Origin of the sequence: Limnohabitans sp. 2KL-51, assembly GCF_003063645.1 — a bacterium.
Classification (GTDB): domain Bacteria; phylum Pseudomonadota; class Gammaproteobacteria; order Burkholderiales; family Burkholderiaceae_C; genus Limnohabitans_A.
Genome location: NZ_NESJ01000004.1, coordinates 278,253 through 293,922 on the forward strand (window position 1 = coordinate 278,253; position 15,670 = coordinate 293,922).

Annotated in this window: 15 protein-coding genes; 6 read left to right on the forward strand and 9 right to left on the reverse strand. The window is 49.7% G+C overall.

Annotated features, from left to right (window positions below):
- Nucleotides 1–8: 8 nt before the first annotated feature.
- Nucleotides 9–254, forward strand: a complete 246-nt coding sequence (locus B9Z49_RS05920; protein ID WP_146188473.1) for a hypothetical protein — start codon at nt 9–11, stop codon at nt 252–254.
- A 258-nt stretch (nt 255–512) separates the two neighbouring features.
- Nucleotides 513–869, forward strand: coding sequence for a DUF6876 family protein (locus B9Z49_RS05925; RefSeq protein WP_233254528.1), 357 nt, complete (start codon nt 513–515; stop codon nt 867–869).
- A gap of 306 nt (nt 870–1,175) precedes the next feature.
- On the opposite strand, the gene B9Z49_RS05930 is transcribed toward B9Z49_RS05925, so the two are convergent.
- The 5 genes from B9Z49_RS05930 to B9Z49_RS05955 all read right to left on the reverse strand — a co-directional run bounded on the left by B9Z49_RS05930 (nt 1,176) and on the right by B9Z49_RS05955 (nt 7,148).
- A complete protein-coding gene (locus B9Z49_RS05930) occupies nt 1,176–1,700 on the reverse strand; it encodes a hypothetical protein (RefSeq protein ID WP_108352503.1) in 525 nt (174 codons plus the stop codon).
- A 12-nt stretch (nt 1,701–1,712) separates the two neighbouring features.
- Nucleotides 1,713–3,764 (reverse strand): hypothetical protein, encoded by a 2,052-nt coding sequence (locus tag B9Z49_RS05935; RefSeq protein WP_146188474.1) that lies wholly within the window; start codon nt 3,762–3,764, stop codon nt 1,713–1,715.
- A 420-nt stretch (nt 3,765–4,184) separates the two neighbouring features.
- Nucleotides 4,185–4,850: a hypothetical protein gene (locus B9Z49_RS05945; protein ID WP_108352506.1), complete on the reverse strand. Its 666-nt coding sequence runs from the start codon at nt 4,848–4,850 to the stop codon at nt 4,185–4,187.
- 2 nt (nt 4,851–4,852) lie between these two features.
- The gene (locus B9Z49_RS05950) at nt 4,853–6,148 is read right to left on the reverse strand and encodes a VWA domain-containing protein (protein WP_146188475.1); all 1,296 of its coding nucleotides are present in this window, start codon (nt 6,146–6,148) and stop codon (nt 4,853–4,855) included.
- A gap of 31 nt (nt 6,149–6,179) precedes the next feature.
- Nucleotides 6,180–7,148, reverse strand: coding sequence for a MerR family transcriptional regulator (locus B9Z49_RS05955; RefSeq protein ID WP_108352508.1), 969 nt, complete (start codon nt 7,146–7,148; stop codon nt 6,180–6,182).
- Nucleotides 7,149–7,325: 177 nt separating this feature from the next.
- Between B9Z49_RS05955 and B9Z49_RS22020 the strand changes: the two genes are divergently transcribed.
- Nucleotides 7,326–7,976 (forward strand): hypothetical protein, encoded by a 651-nt coding sequence (locus B9Z49_RS22020; RefSeq protein ID WP_199224993.1) that lies wholly within the window; start codon nt 7,326–7,328, stop codon nt 7,974–7,976.
- Between the two features lie 88 nt (nt 7,977–8,064).
- Here the strand turns inward: B9Z49_RS22020 and B9Z49_RS05965 are convergent, their stop codons facing one another.
- On the reverse strand, nt 8,065–8,667 hold the full coding sequence (locus tag B9Z49_RS05965) for a hypothetical protein (RefSeq protein WP_108352509.1): 603 nt from the start codon (nt 8,665–8,667) through the stop codon (nt 8,065–8,067).
- Nucleotides 8,664–9,965 carry a serine protease gene (locus B9Z49_RS05970; protein WP_108352510.1) on the reverse strand — a complete coding sequence of 434 codons (1,302 nt, stop codon included), beginning with the start codon at nt 9,963–9,965 and terminating at the stop codon, nt 8,664–8,666. The genes B9Z49_RS05965 and B9Z49_RS05970 overlap by 4 nt, the downstream gene beginning before the upstream one ends.
- Before the next feature lie 549 nt (nt 9,966–10,514).
- On the opposite strand from B9Z49_RS05970, the gene B9Z49_RS05975 reads away from it, so the two are divergent.
- Together B9Z49_RS05975 and B9Z49_RS05980 are read left to right on the forward strand one after the other, a co-directional pair.
- A complete protein-coding gene (locus B9Z49_RS05975) occupies nt 10,515–12,098 on the forward strand; it encodes a hypothetical protein (RefSeq protein WP_146188476.1) in 1,584 nt (527 codons plus the stop codon).
- A gap of 126 nt (nt 12,099–12,224) precedes the next feature.
- The gene (locus B9Z49_RS05980; protein ID WP_146188477.1) at nt 12,225–12,701 is read left to right on the forward strand and encodes a DUF6641 family protein; all 477 of its coding nucleotides are present in this window, start codon (nt 12,225–12,227) and stop codon (nt 12,699–12,701) included.
- 75 nt (nt 12,702–12,776) lie between these two features.
- Here the strand turns inward: B9Z49_RS05980 and B9Z49_RS05985 are convergent, their stop codons facing one another.
- Entirely contained in the window at nt 12,777–13,007 is a 231-nt protein-coding gene (locus tag B9Z49_RS05985; RefSeq protein ID WP_108352513.1) for a hypothetical protein, read from the reverse strand.
- A gap of 1,324 nt (nt 13,008–14,331) precedes the next feature.
- Between B9Z49_RS05985 and B9Z49_RS05990 the strand changes: the two genes are divergently transcribed.
- Nucleotides 14,332–15,357 carry a tyrosine-type recombinase/integrase gene (locus tag B9Z49_RS05990; RefSeq protein ID WP_146188478.1) on the forward strand — a complete coding sequence of 342 codons (1,026 nt, stop codon included), beginning with the start codon at nt 14,332–14,334 and terminating at the stop codon, nt 15,355–15,357.
- An 11-nt stretch (nt 15,358–15,368) separates the two neighbouring features.
- Here B9Z49_RS05990 and B9Z49_RS05995 read toward each other — a convergent pair.
- The coding region (locus B9Z49_RS05995) for a hypothetical protein (RefSeq protein ID WP_233254529.1) at nt 15,369–15,670 on the reverse strand (302 nt) is incomplete at its 5' end.

Below are 15,670 nucleotides of genomic sequence, written 5' to 3' on the forward strand. Positions count from 1 at the left end.
ACTGCATTGTGTTTTCACATATTTATCTGGACAACCGGTGCCCGGCCAATGTGGCGGGTTTCAGACTAGATCTGGCTCAGGATGAACTTCCTGTGGATAACTTTTTCGCTGAAATTTTCTTCAATGATTTCAATGCTCAACCACCGAAATCATGGAAAAGCATGTTTTTCATAGATTTCCGCCGCGATTTCGCACTCTTTCAGTGCGCAGCAGGGCAGGGCGTCAAAAAAGCCCTACAAGCGCTGATCGGTTGAGTCAGCACTCTGAGTATTCGGACCCAAAGAAAAACGTGGTGTAGGGCGTTTTACGCATGGACTTTTTGTGTGTGCTGCTTGGCGCATGTAAGCCTTGAGCGCCGAACAAATCACACACAACTTCAACTCAATGCCAAAAACGAACAGACTCAAAAAGCGGTGTTGAGTCGGTATCCGTCCAATCTGTCGGGACTCTTGAAATCGGTTGTCCATCTGCGTGTCTGACACAAAACTGTGGTCATACAAAGAGGACTACAGATGAAAAAATTCGATGCAAGCCAACTTTCGCACTTCACCGGTACAGAGCGTTACTACCGGATCAGCCGTAGGCACCTTTTGACAGATGGCACCAAGTACTTGGCAGAAGAGGCCGAGTGTTTTTGGATGATGGATGCAGTTGCCAGCCACCTAAGCGAGATTGGCACTGAGGACTGGTTTGTGCTGATCCGAGTCACAGTGGAAGGCACCCGAGCGACCATGGTTTATGAAGACGGCAACGGCCATGAGCATGCCAGACAAGAGATCCCGTTTACGGACTTCCCCTTGTCTGAGCAAACGCTTTACGCCTGCTGGGACGGGGAGCACTGGGTCATTATGCTGCCCAGTGAGTATTGAGTTCTTTTTATAAGGCTGTCTGTTGCCGACGATCTTGAATTTTTTTTATCTGTAATAAGTTGTACCGTTTGGCGATTGACCACTACTCTTCACTACAGAAGAACGGGCCAACGCGCAATTGTCACAGGTGTTCAATTTGACATCGGCGTCTACAACGATTAGTTGCTAAATAGGCTCACTGAATCACTGGGTTGAGCAGCTTTGGATGTTGATGCAGTTTATTTTTGAAATCGGATCGGATTGATATTCGTAACAGTACGGGATGATCAATTTATAGTAAAGAGGCACGGGCAGGAGAACAATTCATCAAATTAGCGATTCCGTCCCGGCCGCCCGTCGAAGAGCATTACATCCGGTATCGCGATCTAAAGCCTCAGTCCATGAAGTACCGGCAGCGACCAACACATTGGAAAGACGGCTTGCCAGTTCTCGATTGAGTTCCTCGTCTACAGGAGTGCGGGCGTCCATGATGCGGCGAAATGTGACGCTTTCTGGTGGGTTCAATGGCATCTCTATAACCCAAAGTGGAAATGGCTTTACGTCAGTCCGAAGTCCAACGAGTTTGAAATGGTAGTACTGTGATCGGATCGCTTGATAGTTTCCATCAAGTGCCACCGTGCCATTCGCGATACTCTTAACTTCAAAGCCGGTTCTCCCGCTGATGATGTCTGGCTGTCCCGCTCCTCTGTTCATGTAACACCCTTGATAGACGTCCATCGTGCTAAGCGCATGGGCCACTGCGTCCTGAAACCAACTGCCAAACACTTGGGCGCCCTTTTGGTTGAGAACGGCTTCAAGCAAAATCGTTGAGGAATTGGAGAGGTTGACCATATGTGGCACCTTTTAAATAACAGGGTTGGGGATGCGTTCGCGAATGACAGGCGTAACCGCATTGCCAGGCTGGAACTCCGGCAAGGAGACATGCTTCACACGTCGGTTCCCCTGCGATACGGCATAGCTCATAAGTTGTTCCGCAAATACTGTATCGAATGTTGCAACCACAACCTGGCAAGGAATATCAGCTATGGTCAATGCACCTAAGTACTGAGCAACCTGCGAACAACCTTTTGAATCTAGTCCGTTCGTTGGTTCATCAAAAACAATCCAACCAGGGCGGTGGTCGGGCGTTCCAGCGACCATGCCAACCACGGCAATCGCCGCCGCGATATTGACAAGTACATTCTGACCCTCAGACAGAGTGTCACCGGCATTCTGTTGCTCTAGTTCAACCGTGCCGCCACGGAATTGGAGATCGTTTAGCCTACGATGGTTCGGAAGCCGCTCAATTAAACGCCGAAATCTTAGTTGTACTCCCGGATCGTCTACAACTAGCCTAGCGGCTTCCGCCGCGCGAGCTTCAAGCTCCTTCGAAATGGTGTCAATGACCGCGATCCAACGATCACGCTGCGCTGCGAGACGTCGTGTTGCATCAATCTGGTCTAAATTGGCCTCCCAAGGAATCGCATCGAGCGCATGCCGCATTGACAGCGCAACACCGAGGGCTTGTAGAGTACTGAATTCTCTTTGATCGACTTCAAGGTTGGTATTTAGACGCTGCTCAGTGACTACCAACTCATCAAATTTCTGCTTGGCGAGTGCAGAAAGCGTGCTAGCTGCATCCACCGCATCAATACTCGGCGCAACGCTGTGCTCTTGCATCCATTGTTGGCTTTGAAAACGCAGCACGTTGACTGAATTGACTACCTCAGGATCCCAGTTGATGGCACCGTGAAGTGTCGGCAAGACGTTACTGATCGCACCCACGATACGCTTGTGCTCCTCCCGCGCGCGAACGTCCGCAGCTTTGAATGCACCCAACTTTTTATCCAGACTCACGCGGGCAAGATCAATGTCATTCAACACGCCCCGAAGTCTCTGACCTTCTTTATCCTCGCCGGCGACCTGCGCCTCAAGCGATGCTGACAGTTCGACTGAATTGACTCGGCCATCGCACACCACACAATTTTCAGTAATGCATCCCAAGGCATTTTGGTTACCTATATAAACAAGAGCACTGTTACGACACTCACGAAGAACATCTCTTGCAGTAAGCAACAGGCTAATTTTTTCCGAAGCCTCTAAACATCGCTCTAAAATCTCGTCGGCAAACTGACTGATTTCTAGGTTCGCGTCAAAAGCGGCCTCATTAGAAATTAATGTGGCCGCATGATTGAGGGCCACTCGTAATTCATCTGTTGCCGTATGTAGAAGCGACGCATTGCTCTCGATTGCAGAAGCCGGAACTGGAAGACCGATAAGTTCTGCCAGCAACTGGCGCAGTTCGTAAAGACCAGCGATGCTGCGCGCTTGGGGTCGAAGTGTATTTTCCGCATTAAGACGAACGGATTCCTGCGCATTCAGATCAAGACGCTGCCATCGAGCGGCAGTGCGCAAGGCGAGCCCTTCGCCAATTCGGTTGTATTCCGCCTCAGTGCGGACTGTGTTAGCACAAAGTTGATCTGCTTGCAAGTAAGCCATACGGTGATTGTTGAGCAGGGGCGACTCAGCATTGACGTTACTACCAACCAGTGCATTGAGACTTCTTTTTAGTTGTGCCAACAAACGTCCCTCATGCAAGAAGCGAATCGTACCAGCGGCCAACGCCAACGCTTGCTCGAAGCCGACAAATTTCGACATCAGTTCAATGGATGTGATGGACGTGATTTTTTGATTCACGCCTTGCGCGATGTAGTCGGTTCGTTCGCCTGCTTCATTTATGCACGAAGCTCTGCCTGTTGTGGGGCCAGGTCTCCGAAGCGGTTCGATCAACGTTGATTTACCCGCACCATTTGTGCCGGTCACAACAATCAAGTCAAAGTTTGCAAGAGAATCAACAATGACAGGACCAATCGGACCGTTAGGGGCGAGCTGAATTTGATCAACTCTCAGTGGCATGACCGTCCTCCTCAGTTTGCGCCGCTGTTTCGATATCGCCTTGCGCGACTTGATTAAGAGCCTCGAGCGCCCGAGTACCATTGGCGTTACGAGGAGCGTTTTGAGCAGCTCCATAGAAAGTGCCTGGGTATATAGCTAGTTGCTGTTCAATAACTGCCCGGATCTGTGAGTCGTTCATTGGCATCAGTCATCAATCCTTATAAATTTAAAGTGGAACAAGTGTTAAAAAAAACTTACATACTGTCCAGTGAGCGCTGGTCTTAATTTCTTTTTTACCTCCTCAAACATTTGCGCACACATTGCCATATTTGCAATATTCAGAAATCCCAGTGCCATACCGTTTGTGGAATTATCAAGTACTTTTGTACTATTGTAAAAAATCCGAAGAACCAACCTGCTTAGCTTCTGCTGCATCCCTTTTTATTTTTTTAACTCTGTCATTTTTGCAAGCTCGTGATCACCAGTGATCAGAAAATCTTGCATATCAACTTGTGCCATTCGAATTGTGTTGTCTTTTTGATAGATCAGCCGCAACTTATTCGCATCGTTGCGTCTACTGATCACCTCATCGACATTGGACAAAATTTTCTTGTATCCCGCTCCATCTAGTGGTACTACATAAATTGAGCGAGGCTCATGCTCAGAAGATTTCACAGCATTCTCTTTATCAATAGCTTCAACATAAATTCCCTTGATGACTCCATTCGAATTCATCAGGGGATGAACACTGACCAATTCTTGCTGCTGTGTGGGAAAAACCCATTTCAAATCTGTGCTGTCATCCTCTACAAACACCAAGTTCCGAATTGCTGATCGGCTGTAATCAGAGCCAGACTTCTTTCGGATAACAACCTTCAGCATCACAAGCTTAGGCCCTAGATCCAGTTCGACATCAAGCTTGCTAAGATCAAGTACTTCGCTCGAAGCACTCTCTTTTCTGTCAGGTGGTATCACTGACTTTGGAGGAGGGGATGTATCGCTAAAGAAGGCCCCCCAAGCCAACGCTAATGCCATCAACAATATGGCAAGCAGCGGCAAGAGGGCGTTGAATCTTCGAATGTTCAGATAGAAGGTGGTCGTTTTCATTTTTAAGTCTCAGACCTGCGTCCCTCAGTTGACTTACGCCGCAAAAAAGCTTGTTCTTCCAAGTCGCTTTGCATGCTAAAAATCATCTCATCTGTGCTGGACAAACGGTTGTTCATTTTTCGTGACTTGTAAAGCATTTCTTTTGACATACGACTCTCGTCGCGTTCGCTCATCAGCTGCCTCGTAAACGCGATTGATGCGGCTATCCAGGGTTCTTGTTTACCCATGGTTTCAAACTGAGACAGCAGTTGCTCCACCTGTATCCAGTTGCCCGCCAGTGCCGCATTTCGAATTTGAAGCTGAAGTTGAGCAGCTGAGAGCTCTTTCATTCTTCGCTCAACCAATTCATGTGCTGGCATTGCTGCGTATTCCGTCTCAGTTGTAGCTGGCAATGAATTCAATTGACCTTGGAAATTAAACATTTGCCCGCTTGAGTCGACAGCCTGCACTTTCACCGTCAGGGCTGAGCCATGTTCATTTTGGCAACGGACTGCCTCTTTCATGGACATGCGAATCAACATCCAGCACTCCGAGCCCATTGCCACAGAGGGCATGCGCCATCCATCCTCCGTACGTTCGTACGAGTTGATGACCTTGATGTCATCCGCATTGTTTGTCATCGACAGTTTGACGTTTCGCCATTGCAGCTGAGAAAGCAGTCCTATTTCGGCGTCAAACGTTTCAGACAAGTCAACTGCCCGCTCGCCATAGTGAGCGTTGCCTTGCCCAGCTTGCGCCATGGCAGTCATTAATACTTCGTTGAAGTCTGCGCCTAGGCCTATTGTGGTTGTGGTGACTCCTGCTTCCGCAAGTGCTGAGATCTGTTTGCAAATTCGATCAGCGTCGGTAATACCGCTGTTTGCCTGACCATCTGACAACAAGATTACGTGGCATGTTGTGTCCTGACCTGCCGTTGGCGCTAGCATCTCACCGCCCCGCAGCCATCCAGCGTGTAAATCAGTGTTGGCGTTTGCCGTTATGCCCTGAATCAAGGTTTCGACCACACTGCCAATTTCGGATACAGGAGACAGCGGTAGGACTGTGTCGACTTGGTTGTCGTACTGAACAATGCCTACGTGATCCTGCGGGTTCATGCGCTTTATCAGTTCCAAGACGCAACGCTTGGCCTCAGTCAGTTTTGTGCCTTCCATGGATCCGGAGCGATCAACTACGACTGCCAAATTGAGAGGAGTGCGTTTAAAGCCCACTTTGGGCTCAGACTGCAAACGTACCAAAACATGGAAGTCTTGGTCTGAGTCGTACAAGGCTGGTCTGATGGGATTGATGACGATTTTCACAATACACCTGCTTTCGTTTTGGGGCGGGGGGTTAGGGGTTGTTTTTTTGAATCTTCATCTCCACTTCAAGCCGGTTGAGCTTGTCGTGCAAGATGGATTCGAGAGCGCTTATGCGGTGCTTTGTTTCGTCGTTAGCCATATGAATCGAAGTGATTAATTGGTTGAAGCTAGCCGTTTGTTGAGCAAAGAGGACCTGGACGTCTTGTCGCTGTTCTTTCAGCAAAGATCCAAACATCTGATCCAAAAAATCTTTTTGGCGATGTGCTTCTTCAAACATGTACTTTTGCTGTTCCATTTGCTTTTCAATCATCAGCATGGGCTTTTTAAGCATCGAGTCAAAGCGATGTGTTGCCTCGTCCATCATTCGTGCCAAAGATGAAACGGCTTGTTTGAATTCGTCAGCAAAGACCTGCACTTGCATGGGCTGGGCGCTCATGTTCCTCACAGCGTCTTCAACCATCAGGTGCACCTTTTTTTGCATGACCTGCAGCTGATCGCGAACCCTCTGTTCCATCTCACGCATTTCATGGACGACATCGACCATCCCCATGCCCGTGGCCATGCTTTGTGGAGGCTTGGCTGGGGGTGGACGGCGGGAGGCGGGCGGCGGCGAATTGCGTGTGGTTGATTCAGAGCGAAACACAGCCACCAGAAGCTCGGCTTCGTTGGTTTTGTTTGGGTTCTCCAAGTATTCGGTCAGCGTCTCGGTAGGAACGGCACCTGTGAACTTGGCGATCTTGGCCAAGGGGAGGCCTTCGGCCAATAATCGTCTTGCAGCCACAAATTGAACCAAGTGCCTGAACCCGTAGAGTGCGTCACGCCCCTCTCTTGTCGGCTTGTCCACGACACCCACGGAGACATAGTGGCGAACCAATCGTTCGTTTCCTTCAGTGGCTTCTTGATCTAAATTGAGAATTTTTGCCACCTCTTGCGCACTGGCAATCAGGTCGTCAGCGCTGCCTTGGAAGTCTTTTCGCATTCGTTCTAAGTGCTTGTTCATGGTCTGGGTTCCTTGGTAAAGACATCCTCTTGCCAGTCTTGGATGCCATCATCTGTTGTCATGATGACATTGTATTTTGTAATTGTCAACATGACAATTTAAATTGTCATTGATTGTTCTTGTTTGAAAGGATGCGGGCAGAGTTCTCTAGAGGGTAGGCCGGGAGAGGCTCGCCAGATGAGCCTGGATAAACGTAAGATTTCAGGCTTTCGCATAAAGCAAACCGACAGTTGTGTGGGCCTGGGAGTTGATGGGCCAAGTCGTCACATCGGTTTACATCGCTTGGGCTTAAAGCCACTGTTAACAGCTAATAACAAGGCCTCTATGGATCTCGCAACACTTGAATCCACACCGGATTTCGATCGCAGCGGCTTGCTCAGGCATGTCCTGGATCAATTCAAAATCAGCCGACATGGTGCCCATGGCCCGGCACACTGGGCGAGGGTGCGTTTGCATGGTTTGAAGGTAGGGCGTGAGCGCGAGGCCGATGTCCTGGTGGTTGAGTTGTTCGCATTTCTTCACGACAGTCAGAGGCTCAATGAGTATTCAGACAGACTCCATGGGGCTAGGGCTGCTGAGTTTGCTGCTTCGCTCAATGGGCGGTTTTTCGACTTAAAGGCCGTGCAACTCGATAAGCTTTGTTTTGCCATGGAGCACCACAGCGGTGGTGATGTTCACACATGCGCCACCATTCAGTCATGTTGGGACGGTGACCGGCTTGACCTGGGCAGAGTCGGCATTCAGCCGCACAAAGATTATTTGTCACTGGAGGCAGCAAGGATGATTGCCAGTGCCACTCGGATGAGCAAGAGACTTTCGACCGGCTGAAAATTTGTAGTTGTTAAAACAAGCGCAATTGATTTAACAACATCAGTTGCTCACGCAAAGAAAATAGACAAACCCTGCAGTCGATTGCTTATTGATCCCCCCACGCTTTGGTCCACATGTGCTCCAAACCCTCTTGAAGTTTGTGCTCAGGTTTGACCACAAAAGTTGGGGCATAGATGTTGGGTGAATAAGGTAACTTATCGGCCGCAGCCCGATCGTTCTTTTTGGCCCAAGTGTGTGCCGTCACAAGGGATATGGCCAAAACACTAACGGCAAGCCACAAAGCGAATAAGCGCAGATTCAATCCTATGCGGCTTGCCAAGTGGAGGTGAATCAGTGCAGCCAGCGTGATGATTACTGTATTCGGGATGTTGTGCGTGTCGGTGGGCCATGGCCAGCCCAAGTTAAAGAACATCCACGGCAAAGCATAGTTGAGAACACCCGCATCTATGAAGGATGCACCAGCGGCAATGATGGTGTGTTCAGCTAGCCTTGTTTGACCTTGTTCTTGCCAAGTTACCCAGGACCAGGCGCTGATCCAGCAAGCCAAGATGGCGATTTCCTCAACCATCAACTTGGTGATGAATGCTGCATCGGCGACGCTGCTGTAGGTTGGCAAATAGACCCATAGCTGAGCTGCCAGCCAAGCCAAGATCAAAACGGGTGCAGCTATGAGAGAGCGTGACATCATGGTTTAGCCTTTGGGGTAAAGCTCAGGCTGTCCATACTTTTGAGCAAGATGGCGCGGGCGCTTTGATCATCAAAGCCAGACATGCCGATGGCCACCAGCAAAGCATCCTGGCCTGACACCAGCGGTGTGTATCGAAATCGATAGTCAAACAAGCCTGGTAGTTTTTCGACAGCACGTCTGCATGCATGTAGTTGAATGGGCAGATCAAAACGACCTCGCAAGCGTTGCTCGGTGCAACTCCATGAAGCAGTAGGGCCATCGTTGTCTTTGACGTTGCGCAGACGAGTTAATTGGTCCTCCACCAATCGTGCCAGGCCATGTGAACTCATTATTTCGCTGTTGAACCAAAAACTGCCCATGACGATGTGGCCCGCGTTCTGTTTGTCCGAGATGTACAAGCTTGTTGATGAGTCACACCGCTGGTCAACTCTTTTGTAGTGGTCGTTTGGTGTGTCTTTGCGGGCAGCAGAGCAAGGCTCGTCTCTGGAAATATCGCCTCTCACCTGGAAAGGACCAAGGCGCCTAACGCTGTGTGTTGGAAGGTCAAAGCGCATCACGATTTGTTGATTGAATGCGCTGACTTGGCGTGCGATGTCTTTGCGCAAGTCATCCAAACTGGGTGATTTTTGCGGATTGTTGAGCCGAATTAGTTGACCTACAGCCTCAGCATGGACTGCCAGTCCTACCAACTGGTATTTGGTACTGGTTGCCACATTCACACCAATGACCAGACCTTCTCCGTCCAAGGTCGGTCCACCGCTCATGCCCCCGTTGATAGCGCCACTGAAAATGATCAATGGTGTCGAGGTTTTGTCTGTAACGCCATTAAAAGTACCCGTCACGATGCTGTGTTGATAACCACCGGGTTTGCCCATGGAATAGCCTGACTCGCCGCGGTCGGGCAAAGTCTCACGCAATTCCAATAAGGGAACTCGCAGGGCTTGTTCAACTTTCAAAATGGCCAAATCATTTTGAATGTCGACAGCCACGATTTCGGCCCTGAGCTCGCCTTGGTCCATCGACACAATTTGCAGTGTGTGATCGTCCGGCTCAAAAATTGAATCTGAGATGGCGTGGTAGTTGGTGATGACCCAATCTTTTCGGTGGGTCACAAACCCACTTGCCACGGAAGAAACGCCCAAGTTGGTCCGATTTTTCGTTACCACTTCAACGACAGACGGACGGATGCGCTCGTAGAGTTGGCGAGAATTGGGTGGCGCTGCGAATGCAGTGTTCGAAATTGAGCACAGAAGCAATATGGCCAAAAAGGGAGAAACAAGCCTGTTCGGCAAATGCATGGCCAAAACTCACAAAATTATCAATACTGGGATGGTAGTGGATGGTTAGGCTCATGGGATGAGCCATTTGAATTCTTTTCTTGGCCGCCTCAGTTTGTCCAAATTGAACGCCTTACAAGAGTACGTATTAATTTGAACTCATGAAATCGTTGGTCCTGACTGGATGCTGTGAAACCCATACATGGCCCAAAGCAGCCATCGGGCGTCTTGCGCATTTGGTGCTCGGATTTCCGTGGCAATGACTTGCGTTCTTCCGTTGACCTTGACCTTGACTGATGCTTTGTATGTGCGCATCAAGTACTTATCCAGATCAAAAAAGACATGTCTACTTGACTGGTTTGCACAGGACTTGATCTAAGCAAGGAGCTGCATGCCTGCGGCATCAGGTGGCTGCGCCAATTCAAGATGCCATTTGGATCAGGTGATTTTTCAATTGAATGATTGAAATTACTATATGCATGTGACTTTTTTCGTAATTGCCGAAATCTATGAAAAGGCGCTAAATACATGTGAAATCCTGGATTTCTGCCATCAAGGAGTGTGCACCCCGTGATCAAAGTCACCGTTCATGAATCTGTCGAGACTGCTTTGCAAAAGGCCTTTCCCAGGCCAGCAGCCTCAGCCGCGCGTGCATTGGCTAAATACGTTGCTCTTGTCGAGTCCATGCTGTTCGACGCTTTGCAGCATGGCAGAACCCCTGAACAACTCAAGTTTGATTTGTACGCGGTTTCCATGGAGCAACTGGCCAACAAGGGAGGGCAAATTGGGCCTAAAAAGGTTCGCATGCACAAATGGCTGCGAGAAAACAATTTGGAGCTGCTTCAGACCGTTGTTCCAGGCAGCAAATTCACCGGCCAGTACACGCAGGTGAAGTTGTCGCCTTTGATCACAATCCACAACACTCTGACCGTACTTCCCGGATCATTGGCTACTGCAACCACGGATGAGGAAATTGACGCTTACCTCAGTGGCGATCCAGTATCCAATAAGGCGTTGTTTGATCATCTGTACCCTGAATACGGACAGGTTTGGCAAGAAGAAAAATTGGCTGAACTGTTTCATTGGGTGCCGGTAGATATCGAATCCGTCAAGGCCTACCTTTACTGGGTGGAGATGGAATCCTTGCACATCAAGGGCGCTCAAAAAGACACGATTCTTCGCCAAGCCTTGTCGATCATTGGCGTCGCCACCTTCACCAAGGGCTATTACGTGCAGCGCGTCAAACCCAGTCAGTTTGGGCGCACGTACTACGAAGGCACCAGTGTGCAAAACGTCAACAAGGACTTGAGAAGAGCCATGTTGGGCAATTGCTGGGAATACGACATTCGCAGCAGTGTGGTGGCTTGGAAGATGGGGTACGCCAGAAGCTTGTTGTGCGATGCAGGATTAGATGTGGATTTGCGCAAGCATTTCCCAGCCTCTTTGCTGTACCTAGAAGACAAGGCCGACTTGATGGCCACGATCAGGCATTTCACGTTTGGCGACACGAGTCCAGTGCCCAAAGACCTGCAACCTGTCTTGCTCAAGCAAGCTTTCACAGCCATTAGCTTTGGTGCTCGTCAAACGGCCAATGGTTGGTTGGACGCATCTGGCAATTGGACCAATCCAGCCTTGGTAGACATCTTGAAAAACGGAGACGATAGAAAGCGATTTCTCTCCGACAAGACCGTCAAGCTTTTCATCAAAGAACAAAACGCTTTGGACGACTACCTGTATGAGCTCGTTAAAAAGCACCGTCCAGATTTGCTTCAAGCAAGCTTCCTGCAAACCGACAGTGGTAGACCCAGCAAAGCCAAGGTCATGGCTTACCTGTATCAGCACGGCGAGACACAGGTGATGGATATCGTCAGGCGCGTAGCACTGACAAAAGGTCACATACCAATTGCCAATGTTCATGACGCCATCTTCTTCAAGCGTCGTTTGGGCGTGGATTTCAAGACCGAGATTGAAATGCAGATGCGCGAGCAAACGGGCAATCCTTATTGGCATTTGACCCCTAAGCAGTTGGAGCGTTACAAACCGCGTTCCTTGAACGCTGCTATCGAGGAAAGCGAGCACAAGAAAAGAATCGAGCAAGAGGAAGCTTTGGCCAAAGGGTACAAATCGGTGTTCCCCAACATCTTGATTGGCTGAAGCTACCAGTGGTGTCCTTCCAGACTGTCGGGTTACCAATGATTCGGTTGCTCAGAGCCACGGTCTGACAATAAATTTGTTATTCCTGCAACACACAAGGAGTAGCAAATGTCAGGTCTCAATGCATTGAAATTCATCGCCAGCAAGCGTCAGCAGGGCACTAGCCCAGCGCATGCCAGAAGGCAAAAGCTCAGCGCCAAGCTGCATGAGCAGATTCAAATGGCCAAAGCCGTTCAGTCAGGTACTGAATTTGTACCGGTCAAGGTTCGCACGGTTCGGGACGATGCCACAGGCGAAATGCGCCGAGTTGAAATTCCCAAGCGGTTGAAACCATGGTGGTGGTCTGGAGATAACGGCAAGCTATGCATCACCGTACGCTATGGCGCACGCACTCTGGATGTGGTCGAAGGAAAGAACGCCATAGAGACTGACACCATCGCAGGCGTTATCACCACGCTTGAAGTTTTGCGTGCTGCTGTGGATGCCGGAGAGCTGGATGCGCGCATTGAAGCATTCAGTGGTTTGGTCAAGGCTGCGTTTGGCAAGGAGGAGGGCGCTGCCAAAAAGGGCAAGTTGAAGCTGCCAGTTAAGCCAGCTACTTAAAGCAGCCACACAAGCGATCACTGCTTAAAGCAACGGCCGACACCTTGATTCATCTTGGTGTCGGCTTTCTTTTGGTTAGATCGGCTTGATTGGCGCAATGGGTTTTATGGCCCCGATGGGCTTGGTTGTTTTAGTTGTTGGGGACTTAGGCTTGGTCAACAACTGCAAAGCTTTTTGAGCACGCTGTGTCTTCTGTCGTTCCCGTTCCTGTTGAACAGCAGTGGTGGCGCGTTCCCTCGTGGCGCGAAGTTGGTCCAGCTTCAATTGTTCTGGAGTCTTGGGTTTGACGAGTTCGTTGATCCGCATATTTTTATTTATGAGCAGATCGAAAATGAGGGTATGAGATGTCGTGTTTTTGCTAAATAAATATAGAGAAAGGAGAGCAACTATGCGATTTAACGAAATAGCCAGTGCGGACGATCAACTTGCTCTTTGGCGATTGATATCAGACAACGTTTGGTCTGCCGTGATGGCACAGGCCAAGGAGCAGGCCAGGCTCAAGGCGCAGGCTGCAGCCACCCCCAAGCCTAAGAGGATCAAGCCTAAAAAGATTGTTCCGAAAAAGCCACCAGCCCCCAAGCCAAAACCACCTGCCCCGAAACCACCCCTACCCAAAAGTCCAGTACCCCAGCAGGCGAGAGTAGTGACCCCCAACAGACCCCCACCACTGCCCAGCTCGCAGCCAGTACTCAGACCCACACATTCAAGCAGCTTCAGCCAGGCCGATGCCTATGGGTTGCAGCAACAATCGATGGGTCCAGGCCAAGCCAATATGCCACGATAAACCGTCGAAAGACCCGAAAACGCGGGGTTTTGGCCTCGAATATGGCCGTTTTAAAAATCTTTGGCCATGGGGATGACAGGCATAGCAAAAATGGTTTTCGCTATGCACGTGAAACTGTTTAAGAGGTGTGTCTACTGACCGTAGGGTCTCATTGTGTTGGGATTAAGACCTCTTGGGTTGTCGAGTGATCTGCCACCACCAGGACCGATGGATTGGCCACCCCCTGGTCCAATTGACTGGCCACCGCCAGGACCGATAGATTGACCACCACCAGGTCCAATGGACATCCCACCACCGGGTCCAATCGACTGCCCACCCCCTGGGCCAATGGATTGACCGCCGCCAGGGCCGATAGACATACCGCCCCCTGGTCCGATAGATTCGCATCCGCCAGGCCCAATGGAATTTCTTACACAGTCGCGCCAAGCTTGTGCGTGAGCAGTAGACGCGATCAAAAGCAGCGCTGCAATGAAGGCTTTATTTCTTTTCATGAGTAATGCTCACAGGTGTTAAAAATTCAGCATATACCCATTGGAACTAGTGTGGTGGTTCTTTCAGTGAATTTAAAGATTGATAAGCACTGAACAGCTCAGAAAGTCCAGCTTCAGGATCATCAAAACACCTAGCAGTGGTTCACGTTACGCGTAAAACAAGCGCTACACGGCTGATTTGGATTCCGGTATCGACACGGATCCAAGGCCTGCAGGAGAGGTGTTGTAGCGCTTAGTTTGGGTAGAAAATTTCGTGGGTTTTCTGTCCAGATCGTCCTGGAAATTCATCTAAATCCGGTTGTCCATCTGCGTCTTTGACAGTAAATTTGTTGGGTGCAAATTGACCATTTTGAGCATGAGTGACGGCCACTTTGAGATTGTTAAATCAACCCCGGAAGCTCTCTTGCGGCGGTCAGTTCGGGTAAGGGGTGTTGACTTTGATGAGTCGTTCATTGCAGACCTCATTGGCAACTATTTCATCCGCAAAGAAATGCATGCCGAACCCAAAATTTCGGATGCCGTGGCGATTTACCTCCATGAAAGTGATGCAGGTGACGGCCGTAAATTCAAGGGCGATGTCTTGCATGTTTTCAGGCGCTTTTCGTCCTTAGTGGGTGATTTGTACCTATGTGATCTACGTTATGCACATGCTTGCATTTTTCGCGACCATTTGCTGAGTTTGGGTTTGAAACCCGTGACGGTCCGCAAGCAAACAGCGATATTGAACGCCATGCTCAATGTTGCATTCAGATGTTTGGACATAGACAGACTGAGCCCATTCCGTGCTCTGAAAATTTCCGGTGAAGATGAGCGCAGGCCAATGCCTGTCATTACCCATGACTTGTTGCTGGCAGTCAAACAAAAGTTGATGACGCGGTTCAAGCCCTACAAGTTCATTGGACTGATCCAGTTGAATACGGGCTTGCGATTGTCCGAACCTGTGTACGCCCGTGTTGAGGATTGTGTTTTTGATCACCCGATTCCGCACATTTGGATTCGCAAAAATGCACTTTCCAATCGAAAGAACAAGAGCAGCATTCGTGCGGTACCGTTGGTAGGGATGTCGCTGTTTGCGGCCAAGCGACTGGTGGATATGGCAAAGTGCGAAGGCAGTGAATGGCTAGTGCCGCAGTATGCGCACTACCATGGCAGCAACAGTTGCTCGGCCATCATGAACAAATACCTGGCCGACCTAGAGTTCAGAAGTCACATGTTCCGTCATGCCCTGATCGACAGGATGAAGGCCTGTAACGACATTCCCACGCGTTTGGCAGAGAGCATCACCGGCTACTCTAGCGGTGGGTCTGAGTTCAATAACTATGGCACGGTAGGTTACACGCTGGAGCAGAAACTTGTTGTTTTGAACCGGATTGCGGTCTAGTTTCATGCCAATCAGACCGCCGCTTCTTGTTTTAATTTGGACAGCTCTGCATAGATCGCCTTTTGTAGATCGCTGTCAATCGGCGAAAGGAAGTCTCTCAATATGCTTTCTGCATGCCGATCGAGTTCGACGGATAGGTTTTCCGCTGCCCAGTTGATGAAAATCGCCCAGATAGGGGCTCCAGAGCCAGCCGTCTTCATGTGCTTGGTGATCAGCCAACCCATGTAATTGACTTGGTTTGTTCGAAGGCAGGCGGCCAGCGCAGATCGGAATCGCGTGTGGGTCAGTGCTATCTGGTTGAAGCTGGTCAGTA

What these genes read in the sequence shown, in the direction of transcription:
- B9Z49_RS05925 (WP_233254528.1), top strand. Translation starts at nt 513, where the DNA reads ATGAAAAAATTCGATGCAAGCCAACTTTCGCACTTCACCGGTACAGAG.
- B9Z49_RS05930 (WP_108352503.1), bottom strand. Translation starts at nt 1,700, where the DNA reads ATGGTCAACCTCTCCAATTCCTCAACGATTTTGCTTGAAGCCGTTCTC.
- B9Z49_RS05935 (WP_146188474.1), bottom strand. Translation starts at nt 3,764, where the DNA reads ATGCCACTGAGAGTTGATCAAATTCAGCTCGCCCCTAACGGTCCGATT.
- B9Z49_RS05945 (WP_108352506.1), bottom strand. Translation starts at nt 4,850, where the DNA reads ATGAAAACGACCACCTTCTATCTGAACATTCGAAGATTCAACGCCCTC.
- B9Z49_RS05955 (WP_108352508.1), bottom strand. Translation starts at nt 7,148, where the DNA reads ATGAACAAGCACTTAGAACGAATGCGAAAAGACTTCCAAGGCAGCGCT.
- B9Z49_RS22020 (WP_199224993.1), top strand. Translation starts at nt 7,326, where the DNA reads ATGAGCCTGGATAAACGTAAGATTTCAGGCTTTCGCATAAAGCAAACC.
- B9Z49_RS05965 (WP_108352509.1), bottom strand. Translation starts at nt 8,667, where the DNA reads ATGATGTCACGCTCTCTCATAGCTGCACCCGTTTTGATCTTGGCTTGG.
- B9Z49_RS05970 (WP_108352510.1), bottom strand. Translation starts at nt 9,965, where the DNA reads ATGCATTTGCCGAACAGGCTTGTTTCTCCCTTTTTGGCCATATTGCTT.
- B9Z49_RS05985 (WP_108352513.1), bottom strand. Translation starts at nt 13,007, where the DNA reads ATGCGGATCAACGAACTCGTCAAACCCAAGACTCCAGAACAATTGAAG.
- B9Z49_RS05990 (WP_146188478.1), top strand. Translation starts at nt 14,332, where the DNA reads ATGAGTGACGGCCACTTTGAGATTGTTAAATCAACCCCGGAAGCTCTC.